At 60.1% G+C, this 18,796-nt stretch carries 20 protein-coding genes and 3 tRNA genes; 12 read left to right on the forward strand and 11 right to left on the reverse strand.

What is annotated here, in order from left to right; genetic code table 11:
* Positions 1-2: 2 nt before the first annotated feature.
* Complete coding sequence (locus J2X43_RS25535; protein ID WP_310299053.1) at positions 3-212, reverse strand: hypothetical protein; 210 nt, start codon at positions 210-212, stop codon at positions 3-5.
* A gap of 57 nt (positions 213-269) precedes the next feature.
* Positions 270-346: transfer RNA gene (locus J2X43_RS25540), tRNA-Pro, on the reverse strand.
* Positions 347-538: 192 nt separating this feature from the next.
* Here J2X43_RS25540 and J2X43_RS25545 point away from each other — a divergent pair.
* The 3 genes from J2X43_RS25545 (at position 539) to J2X43_RS25555 (ending at position 2,784) form a co-directional block, all read left to right on the forward strand.
* Positions 539-2,182 carry a phosphoethanolamine--lipid A transferase gene (locus tag J2X43_RS25545; RefSeq protein ID WP_310299634.1) on the forward strand — a complete coding sequence of 548 codons (1,644 nt, stop codon included), beginning with the start codon at positions 539-541 and terminating at the stop codon, positions 2,180-2,182.
* A 170-nt stretch (positions 2,183-2,352) separates the two neighbouring features.
* Positions 2,353-2,658, forward strand: a complete 306-nt coding sequence (locus J2X43_RS25550) for an ETC complex I subunit (RefSeq protein WP_112388167.1) — start codon at positions 2,353-2,355, stop codon at positions 2,656-2,658.
* A 49-nt stretch (positions 2,659-2,707) separates the two neighbouring features.
* Positions 2,708-2,784, forward strand: a tRNA-Arg gene (locus J2X43_RS25555).
* 40 nt (positions 2,785-2,824) lie between these two features.
* Here J2X43_RS25555 and J2X43_RS25560 read toward each other — a convergent pair.
* The 3 genes from J2X43_RS25560 to J2X43_RS25570 all read right to left on the reverse strand — a co-directional run bounded on the left by J2X43_RS25560 (position 2,825) and on the right by J2X43_RS25570 (position 3,820).
* Positions 2,825-2,900 (reverse strand) — tRNA-Thr (locus J2X43_RS25560).
* Between the two features lie 138 nt (positions 2,901-3,038).
* Positions 3,039-3,365, reverse strand: coding sequence for a hypothetical protein (locus tag J2X43_RS25565; RefSeq protein ID WP_310299056.1), 327 nt, complete (start codon positions 3,363-3,365; stop codon positions 3,039-3,041).
* 170 nt (positions 3,366-3,535) lie between these two features.
* Positions 3,536-3,820: a hypothetical protein gene (locus J2X43_RS25570; RefSeq protein WP_112388084.1), complete on the reverse strand. Its 285-nt coding sequence runs from the start codon at positions 3,818-3,820 to the stop codon at positions 3,536-3,538.
* 356 nt (positions 3,821-4,176) lie between these two features.
* Here J2X43_RS25570 and J2X43_RS25575 point away from each other — a divergent pair, with 356 nt between their 5' ends.
* Positions 4,177-4,908 (forward strand): hypothetical protein, encoded by a 732-nt coding sequence (locus J2X43_RS25575; protein ID WP_310299061.1) that lies wholly within the window; start codon positions 4,177-4,179, stop codon positions 4,906-4,908.
* Positions 4,909-4,967: 59 nt separating this feature from the next.
* Here J2X43_RS25575 and J2X43_RS25580 read toward each other — a convergent pair whose 3' ends face one another.
* From J2X43_RS25580 to J2X43_RS25595, 4 genes are all read right to left on the reverse strand, one after another.
* A complete protein-coding gene (locus tag J2X43_RS25580) occupies positions 4,968-5,741 on the reverse strand; it encodes an amino acid ABC transporter ATP-binding protein (protein WP_112388086.1) in 774 nt (257 codons plus the stop codon).
* 18 nt (positions 5,742-5,759) lie between these two features.
* Positions 5,760-6,914 (reverse strand): amino acid ABC transporter permease, encoded by a 1,155-nt coding sequence (locus J2X43_RS25585; protein WP_112388087.1) that lies wholly within the window; start codon positions 6,912-6,914, stop codon positions 5,760-5,762.
* A gap of 1 nt (position 6,915) precedes the next feature.
* On the reverse strand, positions 6,916-8,118 hold the full coding sequence (locus J2X43_RS25590; protein ID WP_310299064.1) for an amino acid ABC transporter permease: 1,203 nt from the start codon (positions 8,116-8,118) through the stop codon (positions 6,916-6,918).
* 94 nt (positions 8,119-8,212) lie between these two features.
* On the reverse strand, positions 8,213-9,238 hold the full coding sequence (locus J2X43_RS25595) for an amino acid ABC transporter substrate-binding protein (RefSeq protein WP_112388089.1): 1,026 nt from the start codon (positions 9,236-9,238) through the stop codon (positions 8,213-8,215).
* A gap of 370 nt (positions 9,239-9,608) precedes the next feature.
* Here J2X43_RS25595 and J2X43_RS25600 point away from each other — a divergent pair, with 370 nt between their 5' ends.
* A complete protein-coding gene (locus tag J2X43_RS25600; protein WP_310299069.1) occupies positions 9,609-10,799 on the forward strand; it encodes a cystathionine beta-lyase in 1,191 nt (396 codons plus the stop codon).
* On the opposite strand, the gene J2X43_RS25605 is transcribed toward J2X43_RS25600, so the two are convergent.
* Positions 10,800-11,942 carry an FAD-dependent monooxygenase gene (locus J2X43_RS25605; protein ID WP_310299073.1) on the reverse strand — a complete coding sequence of 381 codons (1,143 nt, stop codon included), beginning with the start codon at positions 11,940-11,942 and terminating at the stop codon, positions 10,800-10,802. It abuts the gene before it with no gap.
* A 28-nt stretch (positions 11,943-11,970) separates the two neighbouring features.
* The gene (locus J2X43_RS25610; RefSeq protein ID WP_112388092.1) at positions 11,971-12,216 is read right to left on the reverse strand and encodes a zinc-finger domain-containing protein; all 246 of its coding nucleotides are present in this window, start codon (positions 12,214-12,216) and stop codon (positions 11,971-11,973) included.
* A 158-nt stretch (positions 12,217-12,374) separates the two neighbouring features.
* Here J2X43_RS25610 and J2X43_RS25615 point away from each other — a divergent pair, with 158 nt between their 5' ends.
* The 7 genes from J2X43_RS25615 (at position 12,375) to clpA (ending at position 18,778) form a co-directional block, all read left to right on the forward strand.
* Positions 12,375-13,154, forward strand: coding sequence for an alpha/beta hydrolase (locus tag J2X43_RS25615; protein ID WP_310299076.1), 780 nt, complete (start codon positions 12,375-12,377; stop codon positions 13,152-13,154).
* A 132-nt stretch (positions 13,155-13,286) separates the two neighbouring features.
* Positions 13,287-14,120 carry a serine O-acetyltransferase gene (gene cysE / locus J2X43_RS25620; RefSeq protein ID WP_112388094.1) on the forward strand — a complete coding sequence of 278 codons (834 nt, stop codon included), beginning with the start codon at positions 13,287-13,289 and terminating at the stop codon, positions 14,118-14,120.
* Between the two features lie 138 nt (positions 14,121-14,258).
* Positions 14,259-14,462, forward strand: a complete 204-nt coding sequence (locus J2X43_RS25625) for a DUF3126 family protein (RefSeq protein ID WP_112388095.1) — start codon at positions 14,259-14,261, stop codon at positions 14,460-14,462.
* Positions 14,463-14,611: 149 nt separating this feature from the next.
* The gene (locus J2X43_RS25630; protein ID WP_310299078.1) at positions 14,612-15,058 is read left to right on the forward strand and encodes a DUF3597 domain-containing protein; all 447 of its coding nucleotides are present in this window, start codon (positions 14,612-14,614) and stop codon (positions 15,056-15,058) included.
* 230 nt (positions 15,059-15,288) lie between these two features.
* Positions 15,289-15,660: a phasin family protein gene (locus tag J2X43_RS25635; RefSeq protein ID WP_112388097.1), complete on the forward strand. Its 372-nt coding sequence runs from the start codon at positions 15,289-15,291 to the stop codon at positions 15,658-15,660.
* A gap of 258 nt (positions 15,661-15,918) precedes the next feature.
* Entirely contained in the window at positions 15,919-16,272 is a 354-nt protein-coding gene (gene clpS, locus J2X43_RS25640) for an ATP-dependent Clp protease adapter ClpS (protein WP_112388172.1), read from the forward strand.
* A gap of 10 nt (positions 16,273-16,282) precedes the next feature.
* The gene (gene clpA / locus J2X43_RS25645) at positions 16,283-18,778 is read left to right on the forward strand and encodes an ATP-dependent Clp protease ATP-binding subunit ClpA (protein ID WP_112388098.1); all 2,496 of its coding nucleotides are present in this window, start codon (positions 16,283-16,285) and stop codon (positions 18,776-18,778) included.
* The last annotated feature ends 18 nt before the right edge of the window (positions 18,779-18,796 follow it).

Raw genomic sequence — 18,796 nt, forward strand, 5'->3', positions numbered from 1 at the left:
GTTTACTGCTTCTTCTTTGCAGCCTGCGTCTGGGTCACCGCAGCCTGACGCATGCGTTCCATGAAGCGCGCCATCTTCGCCTTGACCGAACCATAGGTTCCAAGCTCGAAATTGCAGCTGTAGCAGCTGATGATGTCGTTATCGAGCGGCTGCGGGCGCGGGAAATTCATACGGGTCTTGCCGCATTTAGGGCAGGGGATTTCGACTTGCATAACCGGCTCCCATACCAGCGGACGACCGCCTGCTTACCATAGAAATCTAGGGAAAAATGGTCGGAGTGGAGAGATTCGAACTCCCGACCCTCTGGTCCCAAACCAGATGCGCTACCAGACTGCGCTACACTCCGTGTGAGGGGGCAATACACGCTTCGCCGGGGGGCTGCAATATCAAAAACGCGTTTGTCCCATCCTTAAATGCGGCTTTTGCATTCAGGATAGTGTCAGGAAGCCTCTCCATGGTCGCCCGGATTTTAAGATGGGCGGCCAGAGGCTTGAGTCGGATGGTCCGCCCGGCGCGGAGCAAACCTGATAGCATGGCCATGACATTGAAGACGGCGCGGATGCGCCCCAAGATCGGCAGCATCACGCTCGCCGTCATCGTTTCGCTCTATATTCTCGCCGTTGCCAACTACACGTTCTGGAGCCGGGCCTACGTCTATTTCGACGGCCACCGGTTAGCTTTCGTCGGATTCGTTATCGGCATGATCGCGCTGACGGTGGCGATCGCCGTCACCGTTTCGGTCAAATATCTCATCAAGCCGGTGCTGATTCTGCTTTTGCTGGCGGCCGTCGCAGCCGCCTGGTTCACCGACAGGTTCGGCGTCATCATCGACCGCGAGATGATCCGCAACGCCGCCGTCACGACGCAGTCGGAAGCGCAGCACCTGATCACCACGAAATTCATTCTCTACATGCTGTTGGCCGGCGTCCTGCCGTCGCTGTTCATTGCTGCCGTGCGCGTCGTCCACCGGCCGTTCCCCAGCAAGTTTCTGCACAATATGGCGGTGATCGTGCCCTGCATCACAGTCATCGCGGTGATCGGCATGGGCTTCTATCCGACCTATGCCGCCGTCGGCCGCATCCATCGCGATTTGATGATGACGATCAATCCGCATTTTCCGCTGGGCAGCGCCGTCTATTTCACCGCGACCTATGGCGACAATCTCAATCTCGTGCGCCAGCCGATCGGCACGGACGCGCACCAGATCCCGGCGGCTTCCCCGGCCAAGCCGCGGGTGCTGATCATCGTTGCCGGAGAGACTGCCCGCGGGCAGGACTTTTCGCTCGGCGGCTATGGCCGCGATACCAATCCGGAGATGAAGGCGCGCGGCGTCACCTTCTTCCCCGATGTCACCAGTTGCGGCACGGAGACGGCCGTCTCCATTCCCTGCATGTTCTCCGTCTACAAGCGGACGGAATACAGCTACCGCAAGGGGCTGGTGACCGATAACCTGATCGACGTTCTCGGCCATGCCAAGGTCGGCGTCGAATGGTGGGACAACGATACCGGCATGTACGGCGTCGCTGACCGCATCAAGTACAAGTATCTGCCCGACAGCCGCGATCCGCGGTTCTGCAAGGACGGCGAGTGCCTGGACACCATCCTGCTCGACAAACTCGATGACTGGCTTTCCAGCGTCAAGGGCGACAGCGTACTGGTGCTGCACCAGCTGGGGAGCCACGGCCCGGCCTATTATCTGCGCTATTCCGACAGTGCCCGGCGCTTCACCCCCGATTGCCGCGCCGCCGATTTCGCCACCTGCAAGCCGGAAGAAATCACCAACGCCTATGACAACACCGTTGTCATGACCGACCAGGTGCTGGCCGCGGTGATCGACAAGCTGAAGGCGCATCAGGCCGCGCTGGCCGGTTCGATGATCTATCTCTCCGACCACGGCGAATCGCTGGGCGAAAACGGCATCTATCTGCATGGCGCGCCGTATTTCATCGCGCCGAAGGAGCAGACGCATGTGCCGATGGCGCTGTGGCTGTCGGATGATTTTGCCAGCGAGACGCGGCTCGACACCGCCTGCATTGCCGCTCGCGCCAAGCTGCCTGCCTCGCACGACAATCTCTTCCACAGCGTTCTCGGCCTGATGGAGGTGGAAACCAGCGTTCGCGATGCGTCGCTCGACCTTATCTCCCCCTGCCGGCGGCCCACGGACAAGCTTGCCGCCAAGTAAGCAGCGGCAGTTGGGTGCGGCTCGGCTTTTTTCTTGAAACCGCAGGGATTCGCGGATAAGCAAAATTCATCTCTTTGCGTTAGATAGCGCGGAGGGAACCGTGCTGGTGACGGCGCGGCAGTTTGAAATTCCAGCGGATGTTGTCCGCGTATCCGGAGGCGAATGCAGCGATGTCTGCCAAGATCTACCGTCCAGCCAAGACCGCCATGCAGTCCGGCAAGGCCAAGACGCATCTCTGGGTGCTCGAGTTCGATCAGGAGCAGCCGCGCAAGATCGATCCGATCATGGGCTACACCTCTTCGGGCGACATGCGCCAGCAGGTCAAGCTGACCTTCGAAAGCCAGGAACTGGCCGAAGCCTATGCCAAGCGCAACGGCATCGAATACCGGGTGCTGCAGCCCAAGGATCCGATCCGCCAGACCGTCGCCTATCCGGATAATTTCCGTTATACCCGCACACAGCCCTGGACGCACTGAGCGTCCGTGCATGCCGCGTTTCGCCGCTATCGCTGGATAGCGGCCGGATGGCCCCTTAGCTCAGCTGGATAGAGCACCTGCCTTCTAAGCAGGTGGTCGCAGGTTCGAATCCTGCAGGGGTCGCCATTTCTTTTTTCCGAAAATTTTGAACGCAAAAGCGGCGCCTTGGTGCCCCTGCCGAGGAATTGAACCTGGATCGGCTGCTAACGGTGCAGCTGCTCTGACGTTGAGCTACGAGGGGCGTGAGGCATTGTATGCCTCCGGCGTGCCGCGGCTTCAACGCGTTCTTCGCCGGACGGTTAGCCGGTAAGCTTAATGCACATGATGCCGAAGGCATGATGATTGAAAAAGGCCCGGTGATGAACCGGGCCTTTTCTCGTTTACTGCGGGGTGTTGCCACCGGCTGCGGGCGGCGTAGCCGGGGCCGGAGTAGCGTTTGTATCGGCCGGTGCCATCGGCTTTACGGGAGCCGGTGCCGGTGCTGCCGGTTCCGATTGCGTCGATGCCGTCGTCTGCGGGTCGGTAGTCGGCGTGCCGTTCCACTCCGTATAGGCAAAGGCCGCGACGGCGACCACGGCGATCGCTGCCACCCAGCCTACCCAGGCGTTGGATTTCTGAGCACCAACGGGCGTGGTCCGGTAGTCGGGAGTGCCTGCCGGATCCAGCGGACGGTTCGGGTCATTCAGGTTGTTCGGATCGTATGTCATTGTCTCTTCTCCTCTTCACATGGGAGGGAAACTGACATTCACGCTTATTTGTTCCCGAGGCGGTCATTGCTGTTGTCGTTGTCCGGCCCGCGGCAGCATCGCAGAGCCGTTCCATGCGGCAAGGGACGAGCGCTGGACCGTCACCGGAAACGCAGGCCTGTTTGCCGGAATCAATCGTTCCAGCGGAAGATCGGGCGATAGACGCGATTGGCGATCATTAGGCTGCGGTCCGGCCGGATGATGTAAGTTTCCTCGACCTCGCGGCCGCGATTGTCGACGAAGGTGTGCGGAAACTGTGAGCCGATTGGCGACTTGGTCAGCTTCGTCCGGGGTTGGCCATTATAGGTGATGCTGCCCGGGATCGGTGCCAGGCCTGGGCCGGAGATATCGCCGGTCGCCGTACAGCCGGAAAGAACAGCACCCGCGATGATCGCTGCGGCAAGAGAGAGTTTCATCGGGCGCTCCGTCGGTTGTTTGTTATCTCAGGCAATTAGGCTTTCGCTCGCTCTTGTCTATGGCCGGTATCACAGCGATTCGCCAACCGCCGCCTGTTGGCGAAGAAGTGTACGCTTCCGTCACGCCTTGGGCGGATCTTTGCTTCGCGGTAACCGTGGCTCATTCTTGCGTGAAACAATGCTAATATTACTGCGTTCGCTTTTCATGGATCTGACCGCGATGGCCAAGTCCACGGACCGGCCAACGGCCGTGTCCAAGGACCGGGCTGGAGGCCCTGTCCATTTGATCGAAGGTGCGCGCGTTCCGTCGATTTTCGGCTGCCGGTGATCCGGCATTGAGAAAACGGAGGAATATCATGACTTACGCTCATTCGAGGACCACGATCGCCGTCCTCGCATCCGCCTGCTCGATTTTCGTCATGCCGGTCAGTTCTGTGCACGCTCTCGATATCTCCATCGGCGGCAGCAACGGCGTCAATGCCAGTGTCGGTCTCGGCTCCGGCAGTTCCGGCGGCGTTGGCGCCAATGTCGGCGCTTCCGTCGGTGGCTCCGGTGGCATCAATGCGAATACCAACGCCACGGTCGGCGGGTCCGGCGGTCTCGTTGATGCCGATGTGAAAGCCAGCGTTGGCGGCAGCAATGGCGTGAATGCGGCGGTCGGCGCCAATGCCGGCGGCAGTGGTAGCCTCGCGGACGTCGATGCCGGCGTATCGGCTGGCGGCAGCAGCGGTGTGAACGCCAATGCCGGCGCAACTGTCGGCGGCAGCAATGGTAATATCCTCAATACGGATGTCACCGCGTCGATCGGCGGGGCGAACGGCATCAATGCCAATGCGGGCGCAAATATCGGAAATGGCGCAGGTGCCAATCTCGGCCTTGGTATCGGCGGCGGCTCGTCCGGTGGTGGTGCATCTGGCGGCGGCAGTGGAAGCGGGATGACGCCGAGTGCGGTTACCCGCGAATTCAGCAGGATGGATGCCAGTGATCAGAGGAAGATGCTGGTTCGCTGCCGCGACATTGCCTCTGGTGGCTATGATGCCGGGCTGACCGGTCTCTGCAAGATGCTGCGGACGCTGGCATCCCGCTAGAGCCGCAAACAAAAAAGCCGCCGGATCGCTCCGGCGGCTTTTTCTGATCTGTTATCCGCTTAATGCAGGATCTGGCTGAGGAACAGCTTGGTGCGCTCGTGCTGCGGATTGTCGAAGAATTCGGCCGGCGAATTCTGCTCGACGATCTGGCCCTGGTCCATGAAGATCACGCGGTTGGCGACCTGGCGGGCAAAACCCATTTCGTGGGTCACGCAGAGCATGGTCATGCCTTCTTCAGCCAGACCGACCATCGTATCCAGCACTTCCTTGATCATTTCAGGATCGAGCGCCGAGGTCGGCTCATCGAACAGCATGATCTTCGGATTCATGCAGAGCGAGCGGGCGATCGCCACGCGCTGCTGCTGGCCACCGGAGAGCTGGCCGGGATATTTGTTTGCCTGCTCCGGGATCTTGACGCGCTTCAGGAAGTGCATGGCGACTTCTTCCGCCTGCTTCTTCGGCATCTTGCGCACCCAGATCGGCGCCAGCGTGCAGTTTTCCAGGATCGTCAGGTGCGGGAAGAGGTTGAAGTGCTGGAACACCATACCGACTTCGCGGCGCACTTCGTCGATCTTCTTCAGGTCGTTGGTAAGCTCGGTGCCATCGACGACGATCTGGCCCTTCTGGTGCTCTTCCAGACGGTTGATGCAGCGGATCATCGTCGACTTGCCGGAGCCCGACGGGCCGGCGATAACGATGCGCTCGCCGCGCATGACCTTCAGGTTGATGTCGCGCAGAACGTGGAAATCGCCATACCACTTGTTCATGTTGACGATATCGACGGCGACCTCGGTCGTGGAGACGGTGAGCTTCTTGGTTTGAGCTTCAGCCATATTTGTTACCCTCAATTCTTATCGTTTGTGGCCGGTGTCGAGATGGCGTTCCATGAACACCGAATAGCGAGACATGCCGAAGCAGAAAATCCAGAAGACAAAACCCGCAAAGATCAGACCTGTCAACGGTGTTACGGCTGATGCCCAGTTGCCGTCGGAGAAGTTCAGACGGACGATGCCGAGCAGGTCGAACATGCTGATGATCGAGACCAGCGAGGTATCCTTGAACATGCCAATGAACGTATTGACGATGCCGGGGATGACGAGCTTGATCGCCTGAGGCAGCACGATCAGGCGCATCTTCTGCCAATAGCCCAATCCAAGCGAATCCGCGCCTTCGTACTGGCCCTTCGGAATGGCCTGCAGACCGCCGCGGATGACCTCGGCCATATAGGCCGACGCGAAGATCGACACGCCGATCACGGCGCGCAGCAGCTTGTCGACGTTCCAGCCCTGCGGCAGGAACAGCGGCAACATGACGCTGGCCATGAACAGGACGGTGATCAGCGGAATGCCGCGGATGACTTCGATGAAGATGACGCAGACCATTTTCACGACCGGCATCTTCGAGCGGCGCCCGAGCGCCAGGATGATGCCGAAGGGCAGGGAGACCGCGATGCCGACGAAGGAGACGACGAGCGTCACCAGAAGGCCGCCCCAGAGCGGGGTTTCCACGACTTCGAGACCGAGACCGCCATACAGCAGCCAGAGCGAAACGAGCGGCAGCGCCACGAAGAGCAGCAGAGCGTTCAGCCCCTTGCGCGGCATCGACGGCATCAGCATCGGCACCAGCAGGGCGGCGAACATGATGAAAACAAGCGTCGGACGCCAGCGGTCGCTGAGCGGGTAGCGGCCATACACGAACTGGTCGAGCTTGGCGTTGACGAAGGCCCAGCAGGCGCCGCTCCAGCCATCCGGCTGCGTGCCGCCCTGAACGGTGGTGGCGCAGAAGGTGCGGTCCGTACCGGTCCAGACGGCCTGGATGAACAGCCAGTTGATCATGTGCGGCAGCACCCAGGCAAGAACTGCGATGGCGATCACCGTCAGGATGATGTCCTTCGGGGTCGCCAGCAGGTTGCGTCTGATCCAGGCGATTGCGCCGCGTTCGCTGGATGGAGCCGGCTCCGGCTGCAGCATGGCGTTGCGGACGAAAGAAATGTTGGAACCCGACATCTTATCTCTCCACCAGTGCCATTTTGCCGTTGAACCAGTTCATGAACAGCGACGTCAGAATGCTGAGGGTGAGGTAGACGGCAATCCAGATGACCACGACTTCGATCGACTGGCCGGTCTGGTTGAGCGTCGTACCGCCGACGGCAACGAGATCCGAGAAGCCGACGGCGATTGCCAGCGACGAGTTCTTGGTCAGGTTGAGATACTGGCTGGTAAGTGGCGGGATGATGATGCGGAAGGCCTGCGGCACCACGACGAGGCGGGTGACGGAGGATGGATGCAGGCCGAGTGCGCCTGCCGCTTCCGACTGTCCCTTCGGCACGCCCCGGATACCGGCACGCACGATTTCGGCGATGAAGGCCGCGGTGTAGAAGGACAGCGCCAGGAACAGCGACATGAATTCCGGCCCGACGACGGAGCCGCCGGTCAGATTGAACTTGCCCGCGACAGGAACGTCGAAGGTCATCGGCAGACCCGCCGCCAGGAAGGCCAGGATCGGCAGGCCGGCGATCAGTCCGATCGACACCCAGATCGTATGGAACTGCTTGCCTGTTGCCGCCTGGCGCTTGTGCGCCCAGCGGGCGATGATCACCGTGGCGACGATGCCGATCACCAAGGCTGCGAGGACAGCCCACATGCCGGTATCGAAGATCGGCTTGGGAAAGGCGAGGCCGCGATTGTTCAGGAACATGCTGAACGGCAGGTGCACGGATTCGCGCGGCTGCGGCAGCACGGCCAGAACGCCGGAATACCAGAAGAAGATGACGAGCAGCGGCGGGATGTTGCGGAACACCTCGACATAGACGGTGCACAGCTTGGCGATCAGCCAGTTGTGTGACAGGCGTCCTATGCCGACGACGAAACCGATGATCGTCGCGGTGATGATGCCGGTCACGGCGACCAGAATGGTGTTGAGTATGCCGACGACAAGCGCGCGGCCATATGTCGAGTCGCTCGAATACGGGATCAGCGACTGGCCGATCTCGAAGCCGGCGCGTCCGTTGAGAAATGCGAAGCCAGATGCCGTATTGCTGCGCTGCAAGTTGAGCGCGGTGTTGTGAGCGACCCATGCCACGAACAGCGCCAGCAGAAGTACGGTCAGAACCTGGAAAAATATGCCCCTGAATTTGGGGTCGTAAAGTGCCGACTGGAGCGTCCAGCGGCTCTCCGGCAAAGGTGTCGTGTGCACAGCCTCTTGCGTCATGCCGAGCCTAATCCCCTATGTGCCCGTTTTTGGGCTTTTTTCTTTGGAAGATGGAAAGGCGGTTTCCCGCCTTTCCGGCATTTATATCAGAAGCTTAGCGAACCGGCGGTGCGTACTGGATGCCGCCCTTGTTCCACAGCGCGTTCAGACCGCGTGCGATCTTCAGCGGGCTGCCCTGACCGACGTTGCGTTCAAAGACTTCGCCGTAGTTACCGACGCCCTTGATGATGTTGTAGGCCCACTCGTTGGTCAGGCCGAGGTCGGTACCGATCTTGGTATCGGCTTCGGTGCCGAGGAAGCGCTTGATATCCGGGTTCGGCGAGTTCTTCATCTCGTCGACATTTGCCTGGGTGATGCCGAATTCTTCAGCGTTCACGAGGGCGTAAGCCGTCCACGAAACGATATCGAACCACTGGTCGTCGCCCTGGCGCACTGCCGGGCCGAGCGGCTCCTTGGAGATGATCTCCGGAAGGATCATGTGCTCGTCGGGGTTCTTCAGCGTCAGACGCAGCGAGTAGAGGCCGGACTGGTCGGTCGTGTAGACGTCGCAACGGCCGGAATCATAGGCAGCGTTGACTTCTTCGAGCTTCTCGAAAACGACCGGATTGTACTGAAGGTTGTTGGACTTGAAGTAGTCGGCGAGGTTGAGCTCGGTCGTGGTGCCGGACTGTACGCACACAGCGGCGCCGGAGAGTTCGAGAGCCGACTTCACGTTCAGGCTCTTGCGAACCATGAAGCCCTGACCGTCGTAATAGGTGACCGGACGGAAGTTGAAGCCGAGAGCGGTGTCGCGGTTGATCGTCCAGGTGGTGTTACGCGAGAGAACATCGACTTCGCCAGACTGCAGGGCCGGGAAGCGGTCCTTGGCGGACAGAGGCGTGTACTTGACCTTGGTCGGGTCGCCGAAGACGGCGGAAGCGACGGCCTTGCAGAAATCAACGTCGAAGCCGGCCCAGTTGCCGGATGCGTCAGGCTGCGCGAAACCCAGGAGGCCCGAGTTGACGCCGCACTGAACGAAGCCCTTTGCCTTCACGTCTTCAAGAGTGGTTGCCGAGGCCGCATGGGCGCCAAGAGCGAAAACTGCTGCGCCGACGGCGGCGGACAGGAGCTTAATCTTCATTTTTCCCAACCTTTTATCTGTTGTCTTATGTTTTTGTGGGAGGAGAGGCGAAGAAAACCCTGTCCCCCCAATTTCTCGACACCCTCCCGGCGCGAGTGGTTCTATCACAGTCGCAAATGCCAATACGGTCAAGTGTCGCGGCTAATAAATGCGGCAAAATTCGGCATTTTGGCAAAATGCGCCGTTCTGATAGGCAGTTGGATAGTATTTGGGCAGTGTTTTGCGGAAAAATACCGCGCAATTCACTGATATATCTGCGAAAGTAACGTTCCGGGTAATTTTCGGCCCGTCGCGGCTACGGGGTTGACCCGACTTTTCCTGAGGTCCAAAACTCGCCCATTGCATCCCTCGCCAAAGGCTATTTCAGACTATGAAAGACAAAGACGGTCTCCTGCAGAACGCCGGTATCAACACCCGCCTCTCGCATATCGGCAACGACCCTTCGGAATACCACGGTTTCGTCAATCCGCCCGTCGTCCACGCATCGACGGTGCTGTTTCCGAATGCCAAGGCGATGGAAACACGCGGGCAGAAATACACCTATGGCACCCGGGGCACGCCGACCACCGATGCGCTCTGTGAGGCGATCGACGGGCTCGAAGGTTCCGCGGGCACGATCCTCGTGCCGTCGGGCCTTGCTGCCGTTACCGTGCCGTTCCTGGCATTTCTGTCTTCGGGCGATCACGCGCTAATCGTCGATTCCGTCTACACGCCGACCCGCCATTTCTGCGACACCATGCTGACGCGCATGGGCGTCGAGGTCGAATATTACGATCCGGCCATCGGTGCCGGCATCGAGCAGCTTTTCAAGCCGAATACCAGGCTCGTCCATACGGAAGCGCCCGGCTCGAACACGTTCGAGATGCAGGACATTCCGGCGATTGCCGCAATTGCCCACAAGCATGGCGCCATCGTTGCCATGGACAATACCTGGGCCACCCCCGTCTATTTCCGCCCACTCGATTTCGGCGTCGATATCTCGATCCACGCGGCGACCAAATATCCGGCCGGCCATTCCGATATCCTGATGGGCACCGTTTCGGCCAATGCCAAGCATTGGGAGCAGCTGAAAGAAGCCAACGTCACGCTCGGCATCTGCGGCGCACCTGACGACGCCTATCAGGTGCTTCGCGGACTGCGCACCATGGGTATCCGCCTGGAGCGTCACAATGAAAGCGCGCTGGCCCTTGCCAAGTGGCTGGAAGGCCGCGAAGAGGTGGCCAAGGTGCTGCATCCGGCCCTGCCGAGCTTCAAGGGTCACGATATCTGGAAGCGTGACTTCAAGGGCGCCAGCGGCATCTTCTCCTTCGTGCTCAAGGTCGATTCCGCCGCGCAATACAAGGCGAAGGCGCATGCCTTCCTCGATGCGCTCAGCATTTTCGGGCTTGGCTGGTCCTGGGGCGGCTTCGAATGCCTGGCCGTTCACGTCAACCTGAACGACCGCCGCATCGCCAAGGCGCCGGAAGGCGGTCCGCTGATCCGTCTGCAGATCGGTCTCGAAGACGTGGCCGATATCAAGGCCGATATCGAGCGGGGCTTTGCGGCGGCCAAAGCCGTCTGATCAGCCGAGCGGCCGGTAGCCGTAAATCCAGTCGAGATCCGTCGCGAGGCTTTGCGACGGTTTCATCGACAAGACGATATCACGCCCGATCCTGACAGGGCCGCGGGCGTGATAGGCAAAGCGGTTGAATGCGCCGCGCTTGCGGATCTTGGCGATCCGCGGCGCGCGATGCGCCTCGAAGCGGGGCAGGGCCTGCTCGATGGGATTGCTGCCCAGAAAATAAGCCAGCTCATAGGCATCTTCGATTGCCATGGCCGCGCCCTGGGCGGCAAACGGCATCATCGCATGCGCAGCGTCGCCGATCAGCACGCGGTCGCGCCCGTCCTGCCACGATCCCTCGGATGCTTCGTAGAGCGGCCAATAGGTCGGCTCGATATTGCGAAGCAGGGACAGAGCTTCGGGATGCCAGCCGCGGAAGCGTGAACGCAAGGTCTCCAGCTGGTGACTCGCCGCGCCGCTATCCCACCGCTCGGTGTTTTCATTGCCGCTGGTGATGGCGACGAGATTGAAGCTCGCCGTTTCCTTCAGGGGATAGCAGACGAGATGCACCGATCCACCGAGAAACGCCGAGACGCTGTTCGTGTCGAGAAAGTCAGGCGCCGCGGCGGCTGTGATCGTGAAGCGATAGGCGATGTTGCCGGAAAATCGGGGCGAGGGCGAACCATCGATCGCGGCTCGCGTCTTCGACCAGACGCCGTCCGCGCCGATCAGCACGCCCGGGCCATTAGACGGCAAGCCTGCGGATTCGATTGGAGTACCAAGGTGCAGCTGGCAGAGCGGATTGGCGCGCACCGCATCCAGAAGCACGCGCTGAAGCGTTGCACGGTGCAGGACACCATATGGCGCATCCCATCGCTCACGGGCGAAACGGCCGGCGGAAACGGCGGCGAGTTGCCGCAATGTGTCGCCCGCAACGAGCCGGATCATTTCCGGCTCGAGCCAACATTTTTCGATCTCGGCGAGAACGCCGAGTTCACGGAGAATGCGCGATGCATTTGGGGAAAGCTGCAGGCCGGCACCGACTTCTGCGAGTTCGCCGGCCTGTTCGAAAATATCGGAACGGATGCCCCGTTTGGTCAGCGCCAGCGCGGCTGTCAGGCCCGCAATTCCGGCGCCCGCAATGGCGGCGTGCTCGACCGGCATCGTTTGTCCGATCTTCAGGAGAGAATGATCAGGCGGCCTTCACATGGAAAACGCAGCCGGCCGGGTTCGTCTGGTTGGCCTTCAGCGCGCCATTGAAACGAAACAGCGTCGAGCAATAGGAACAGACCTTTTCGTTGTCGTCGCCCATGTCGATGAAGATATGCGGATGGTCGAACGGCACGGATGCGCCGGTGCACATGAATTCCTTCACACCGACTTCGATCACGCGGTGTCCGCCGTCGTTCTGGAAGTGAGGAATGCTGTGGCCGGCCATGTCTGTCTCCGAATGCTTTGAAATTTGGCCGGACATTACCGTCCTTCGCCGCAAATGTGTAGAGCCAAAGCGCCGCAAGCGGCATGGTTTTTTGCCCGCCGGGGTTCACCTCGCGGCAGCGATAAAATATGGTCCGGCGCAAACAGGGGCCTGCCTTTATGAATTTGAATACGCCTGCATTCTCCAGCTTCACGCATGACGGCCTGAAACTCGCCTATTTCGACGAAGGCGACCCGAATGGCGCGCCGGTCCTGCTCATTCATGGCTTCGCCTCGACGGCGAGCGTCAACTGGGTGCATCCGGGCTGGCTGAAGACGCTGGGCGATGCCGGTTACCGCGTGATCGCCATGGACAACCGCGGCCATGGTGCGAGCGACAAGCCTCATGATGCCGAAGCCTACCGCCCGTGGATTATGGCGGCGGACGCAATGGCGCTTCTCGATCATCTCGGCATCCCCGAAGCAAACGTCATGGGCTATTCGATGGGCGCGCGCATTTCGGTCTTTGCGGCACTCGCCAATCCGCACCGCGTCCGCTCGCTGGTGCTTGGCGGCCTCGGCATCGGCATGACCGATGGCGTCGGCGACTGGGACCCGATCGCCGACGCGCTGCTGGCGCCGTCGCTGGATGCCGTCACCCATGACCGCGGCCGGATGTTCCGCGCCTTTGCAGAGCAAACGAAGAGCGACCGCGAAGCGCTGGCCATGTGCATTCGCGGATCCCGCGATCTCGTCGCCCGGTCCGACATGGGCAAGATCGAAGCGCCGACGCTGATCGGCGTCGGAACAAAGGACGACATTGCGGGTTCGCCTCAGGAGCTTGCCGCCCTGATGCCAAATGCCGAAGCGCTCGATATCCCGGGCCGCGACCATATGCTGGCTGTCGGCGACAGGGTTTTCAAGAAAGCGGTTCTGGAGTTTTACGAGAAGGTCGCCTGACGGTGACATGCCGCCGTTGAGCGGATATTCACGGAAAAATCATTCTAGAAAGCGCTGGCGGCCCGACCCATTTATGTTACAGCCGTTTTGCTCTATACACTGACGTTCCCACGGGAAATGAGGAGACCGGTAATGGTCGCGAAGACAGACATTCGTCCTCTTGAAGCCGCAAGCCCGCTCAAGGTGATGGATCCGATCTGGGACAGCCTGCGCGAAGAAGCGCGCATTGCAGCCGAGAAGGATCCGGTACTGGCGGCTTTCCTTTATTCGACGGTGATTAATCACCGCTCGCTGGAAGAATGCGTCATCCACCGTATCTGTGAACGCCTCGACCATCCGGATATGCAGGCAACGTTGCTGCGCCAGGCCTTCGACGAAATGCTGTCGGACTGGCCGGAATGGAGCGACATCCTGCGCGTCGACATCCAGGCGATCTATGACCGCGATCCCGCATGCCTCCGCTTCATGGAGGCCGTACTCTATTTCAAGGGCTACCATGCCCTGCAGACGCATCGTCTGGCGCATTGGCTGCTGAACCGTGGACGCCGCGATCTGGCGCTCTATCTGCAGAGCCGTTCGTCCAGCGTCTTCCAGACGGATATTAATCCGGCGGCGCGGATCGGCAGAGGCATCTTTCTTGATCACGCAACCGGTCTCGTCGTTGGCGAGACGGCGGTGATCGGCGACAACGTTTCGATCCTGCATGGCGTGACGCTCGGCGGTACCGGCAAGGAAGGCGCAGACCGCCATCCGAAGATCGGCAGCGGCGTGCTGATCGGAGCTGGGGCGAAGATCCTCGGCAATATCGAGATCGGCTACTGCTCGCGCGTTGCGGCAGGCTCGGTGGTCTTGAAGGCCGTTCCGCCGAAGACGACCGTCGCAGGCGTGCCGGCGAAGGTCGTTGGCACCGCAGGGTGTTCGGAGCCGTCGCGGGTCATGGACCAGGTGATTGGCGCGGATATCTGAGCCGGTCATATTCGCAGAGGCTGAAAAAGCTGGCGAAAATCGCAAGGGGAAAGCCGGGCACGTTGGCTTGTCTCAACCTTTACAGCGCCACTTTTCGTGTGCAAGAAGCGGCCACCAGAGACCGCTAGGAGATCAAGTGTGAAGCCCGAAGAACTCAAGAAGCTCGACGCCTACTTCAAGAAAACGCTCAACCCGGAGATCGTCGTGAAGGCGCGTCCGCGCAAGAACGACTCGGCTGAAGTTTACCTCGGCGAGGAGTTCCTGGGTGTCGTCTATATCGACGACGAGGACGGTGATCGCTCCTATAACTTCTCGATGGCGATCCTCGACGTCGATCTCTGATCCGGCGCCGATTGACATTGCGTGACGGGCCGCTTTTGCGGCCCGTTTGCGTTTTATGGCACGCAATCGGTCCTCAACGCTGGATCGCGCCGCTCTCTGCTCCATTTTAGTGATTGCGAATGCGATCAATCATCATGGAGGCCTGGGACATGGGAATTTTCGACAAGATCAAGCACGCGATTTTCGGGGAGGCTAAGGCGGCTCCCGTTGCGGAGGCAACCGCGCCGAAGGCTGAACCGGCCGCAACTCCGGCCCCGCCATCAGCAGCGCCCGCAGCTGCGTCTGGCGCCGCTGCACCCGCACCCGCGGCTTCCGCTGCGCCAAAGGCGGCCGCGGCTGCCGTCGATATCGTCCCGATCCTCGATGCTGCGGTGAAGAAAAGCGGCCAGAAACTCGACTGGCGCCGCTCGATCGTCGATCTCATGAAGGCCGTCGGCATGGATGCAAGCCTGGCCGAGCGCAAGGAGCTGGCAGCCGAGCTTGGCTACTCCGGTGACACGGGCGACTCCGCCAAGATGAACATGTTCCTGCACAAGGCGCTGATGAAAAAGCTCTCCGAGAATGGCGGCAAGGTGCCCGCCGATCTGCTCGACTGAGCCGGTAAACGCAATGTGTTTCGAGGCTTCGCTGGCTACCGGCGAAGCCTCTGGTTGCGCGTGACTGATATATGTCTGAAAAATCAACGACCGACGTACGTTCATCTTTTCTCGGAGAATATGCGGCATCATGAATGCACGCATGAGTCGTTTTGCATCGCACAAAATCTCTTGACTCCTGATGGTTTGCGGCTACCATTTTTGCTGCAGAGCCGAAGAGGAGGATGCGCATGTTCAACTTTGACGATACGAGCCGCAAGAGCAAGGAAGCCATGGACACGATGCTCAAGAGCTATTCGGATAGCGCCAAGGGCTTCCAGGCAATTGCCACCGAAGCCGTGGAATATTCCAAGAAATCGTTTGAAGACACCGTCAGGCATTTCGAAGCGCTTTCGGGCGTTCGCAGCATCGAGGCTGCCTTCGACCTGCAGAGCAGTTTCGTGAAATCGTCCTATGAAAGCTTCGTCGCTGAAGCCACCAAGATGGGCGACATGTATTCCGACCTCGCCAAGGGCGCCTACAAATCCTACGAGGCGCAGGTTCCGGCCCCGGTCGTGAAGGCCGCGAAAGCTGCCGCACAGGCGACACCCGCCGCTGCCTGATTCCATGCGCCCTGTGGCGCACCCCTTGAAAAATGAAGACCGGCTACGCACTTGCGGCCGGTCTTTTTTGTTTTCTGCTCTGTTCAAGAAATAGTCCGGGACTTTTTTGGCGTTTGCGTCAAGTCCTGCGGAATTGTGATTGCAGTCGGGAACAAGGGGCTTAAAATCGCAGCATTATGAACTAAGTTAGTGTTTCAGATATTCGGTGGGTAAAGCATCCTCCCATGCACCATCGGACTGATCGAGGAATGAATGAAAATGATCGCAAAGCCGATCCGGATGCAAAACGATGGCGAAAGGAACGGGGACAACGGAAATCGCGGAACCTCGGTCATTACACGTACGAAGCCGAAGACCAAGAAGCCTAATCTCTACCGCGTGCTCATCCTGAATGACGACTACACTCCCATGGAATTCGTCATCCACATCCTGGAGCGGTTTTTCCAGAAAGATCGCGAAAGTGCCACCCGCATCATGCTCCATGTCCATAACCACGGCGTCGGCGAGTGCGGGATATTCACATACGAGGTAGCGGAAACGAAGGTGAGCCAGGTGATGGACTTTGCCCGGCAGCATCAGCATCCGCTGCAATGCGTCATGGAAAAGAAGTGAGGATCACAACGTGCCAACATTTTCGCCTAGCTTAGAAAAGGCGCTCCATCAGGCACTGACCTTTGCCAACGAGCGGCATCACGAATATGCGACGCTCGAGCATCTGCTGCTCGCCCTTGTCGACGACTCCGATGCGGCCGCGGTCATGGGTGCCTGCAACGTCGATCTCGACGCGCTCCGCAAGACACTGATCGAGTATATCGACAATGAACTCTCCAATCTGGTCACTGGCTATGACGAGGACTCCAAGCCGACATCCGGCTTCCAGCGCGTCATCCAGCGTGCCGTGATCCATGTCCAGTCGTCGGGCCGCGAAGAAGTGACGGGGGCAAACGTCCTCGTCGCGATCTTTGCCGAACGCGAAAGCCACGCCGCCTATTTCCTGCAGGAGCAGGAGATGACCCGCTACGACGCGGTCAACTACATCTCGCACGGCATCGGCAAGCGGCCGGGCTCGTCGGAAAGCCGCACCCCGCGCGGTGCCGAGGATGAATCCGAGAGCAAACCGAGCGCATCGCGCGGCGGCGCAGAGGACGATACCGCAGGCAAGAAGCAGCAGGATGCGCTGAAGGCCTATTGCGTCAATCTCAACGAGAAGGCCAAGACCGGCAAGATCGATCCGCTGATCGGCCGTCATGCCGAAGTCAGCCGCACGATCCAGGTTCTGTGCCGCCGTTCGAAGAACAACCCGCTTTATGTGGGTGATCCCGGCGTCGGCAAGACGGCGATCGCCGAAGGTCTCGCCAAGCGCATCGTCGAAGGCAAGGTTCCGGAAGCGCTGGCTGACGCGACGATCTTCTCGCTCGATATGGGCACGCTGCTCGCAGGCACCCGCTATCGCGGCGACTTCGAAGAGCGTCTGAAGCAGGTCGTCAAGGAGCTCGAGGAATATCCGGGCGCCGTGCTGTTCATCGACGAAATCCACACCGTGATCGGTGCGGGCGCCACTTCGGGCGGCGCCATGGATGCGTCGAACCTGCTGAAGCCTGCTCTGTCGTCCGGTGCGATCCGTTGCATCGGTTCGACCACCTACAAGGAATATCGCCAGTTCTTCGAAAAGGACCGGGCTCTGGTCCGCCGCTTCCAGAAGATCGACGTCAATGAGCCGTCGATCGACGATGCGATCGAAATCATGAAGGGCCTGAAGCCTTATTTCGAAGAATATCACCACCTGCGTTATTCGAACGACGCCATCAAGTCGGCTGTCGAGCTGTCGGCCCGTTACATTTCGGACCGCAAGCTGCCGGACAAGGCGATCGACGTCATCGACGAGACGGGTGCAGCGCAGATGCTGCTGCCGCCGTCGCGCCGCCGCAAGCTGATCACCGAAAAGGAGATCGAAGCGACGATCGCCACGATGGCCCGCATTCCGCCGAAGACGGTGTCGAAGGATGACGAAGCCGTTCTTGCTAATCTTGAGCAGGAATTGCGCTCGGTGGTCTACGGCCAGGATACGGCGATCGAAGCCCTGTCGACCGCGATCAAGCTGGCGCGTGCCGGCCTGCGCGAACCGAACAAGCCGATCGGCTCCTACGTCTTCTCCGGCCCGACAGGCGTCGGCAAGACCGAGGTTGCCAAGCAGCTTGCATCGTCGCTCGGCGTCGAGATGCTGCGCTTCGACATGTCCGAATACATGGAGCGGCACACGGTCTCGCGTCTGCTCGGTGCACCTCCCGGCTATGTCGGCTTCGACCAGGGCGGTCTTCTGACCGACGGCGTCGACCAGCATCCGCATTGCGTGGTTCTTCTCGACGAAATCGAGAAGGCGCACCCTGACATCTACAACATCCTGTTGCAGGTCATGGACCACGGTACGCTGACCGACCACAACGGCAAGAAGATCGACTTCCGCAACGTCATCCTGATCATGACGACCAATGCGGGCGCATCTGAAATGGCAAAGGCTGCCTTCGGCTTCGGCTCGTCCAAGCGGTCGGGCGAAGACGAGGAAGCGCTGAACCGCCTCTTCACACCGGAGTTCCGCAACCGTCTGGATGCGATCATTCCGTTCGCATCGCTGCCGACGGCTGTCATCCACAAGGTCGTCCAGAAGTTCATCATGCAGCTGGAAGCGCAGCTTTCCGAACGCAATGTGACCTTCGACCTGCACGAGGATGCGATCGCTTGGCTGGCGGAACGGGGTTATGACGAGAAGATGGGCGCCCGCCCGCTGGCTCGCGTCATCCAGGACGTCATCAAGAAGCCGCTAGCGAACGAAATCCTCTTCGGCAAGCTGAAGAAGGGCGGCGTGGTTTCCGTGACCGTCGGTCCGAAGGAAGACGGCAAGCCCGGCATCGTGCTCAATTCCGTTTCGGAACTGGCACCGATCAAGCCGAAGCCAGAGGCTGAGGTCATCCATCCGGACGCCGATGGCGAGGATGATGGCGAGCTGAAGACCAAGCCGAAGAAGGCGACGGTCAAGAAGGCCAAGGCGCAAGCCGAGCCGGAAGTGAAGGCGGCGCCGAAGAAGAGCAGCACGGTTCCGAAGGTTCCGCGCAAGAGCTGATCGTCACCGCATGGTGAA

Source organism: Rhizobium sp. BE258, assembly GCF_031457345.1.
GTDB lineage: Bacteria > Pseudomonadota > Alphaproteobacteria > Rhizobiales > Rhizobiaceae > Rhizobium.

Bases quoted from the DNA above. Each gene is read 5' to 3' on its own strand.
- J2X43_RS25565 (WP_310299056.1), bottom strand. From the start codon at position 3,365: ATGACATACGATCCGAACAACCTGAATGACCCGAACCGTCCGCTGGAT.
- J2X43_RS25630 (WP_310299078.1), top strand. From the start codon at position 14,612: ATGGGAATTTTCGACAAGATCAAGCACGCGATTTTCGGGGAGGCTAAG.
- J2X43_RS25585 (WP_112388087.1), bottom strand. From the start codon at position 6,914: ATGTCGGGTTCCAACATTTCTTTCGTCCGCAACGCCATGCTGCAGCCG.
- J2X43_RS25595 (WP_112388089.1), bottom strand. From the start codon at position 9,238: ATGAAGATTAAGCTCCTGTCCGCCGCCGTCGGCGCAGCAGTTTTCGCT.
- J2X43_RS25635 (WP_112388097.1), top strand. From the start codon at position 15,289: ATGTTCAACTTTGACGATACGAGCCGCAAGAGCAAGGAAGCCATGGAC.
- J2X43_RS25610 (WP_112388092.1), bottom strand. From the start codon at position 12,216: ATGGCCGGCCACAGCATTCCTCACTTCCAGAACGACGGCGGACACCGC.
- J2X43_RS25550 (WP_112388167.1), top strand. From the start codon at position 2,353: ATGTCTGCCAAGATCTACCGTCCAGCCAAGACCGCCATGCAGTCCGGC.
- J2X43_RS25570 (WP_112388084.1), bottom strand. From the start codon at position 3,820: ATGAAACTCTCTCTTGCCGCAGCGATCATCGCGGGTGCTGTTCTTTCC.
- J2X43_RS25580 (WP_112388086.1), bottom strand. From the start codon at position 5,741: ATGGCTGAAGCTCAAACCAAGAAGCTCACCGTCTCCACGACCGAGGTC.
- cysE (WP_112388094.1), top strand. From the start codon at position 13,287: ATGGTCGCGAAGACAGACATTCGTCCTCTTGAAGCCGCAAGCCCGCTC.
- J2X43_RS25605 (WP_310299073.1), bottom strand. From the start codon at position 11,942: ATGCCGGTCGAGCACGCCGCCATTGCGGGCGCCGGAATTGCGGGCCTG.
- J2X43_RS25600 (WP_310299069.1), top strand. From the start codon at position 9,609: ATGAAAGACAAAGACGGTCTCCTGCAGAACGCCGGTATCAACACCCGC.
- J2X43_RS25615 (WP_310299076.1), top strand. From the start codon at position 12,375: ATGAATTTGAATACGCCTGCATTCTCCAGCTTCACGCATGACGGCCTG.
- J2X43_RS25575 (WP_310299061.1), top strand. From the start codon at position 4,177: ATGACTTACGCTCATTCGAGGACCACGATCGCCGTCCTCGCATCCGCC.
- J2X43_RS25590 (WP_310299064.1), bottom strand. From the start codon at position 8,118: ATGACGCAAGAGGCTGTGCACACGACACCTTTGCCGGAGAGCCGCTGG.
- clpS (WP_112388172.1), top strand. From the start codon at position 15,919: ATGATCGCAAAGCCGATCCGGATGCAAAACGATGGCGAAAGGAACGGG.
- J2X43_RS25535 (WP_310299053.1), bottom strand. From the start codon at position 212: ATGCAAGTCGAAATCCCCTGCCCTAAATGCGGCAAGACCCGTATGAAT.
- J2X43_RS25545 (WP_310299634.1), top strand. From the start codon at position 539: ATGACATTGAAGACGGCGCGGATGCGCCCCAAGATCGGCAGCATCACG.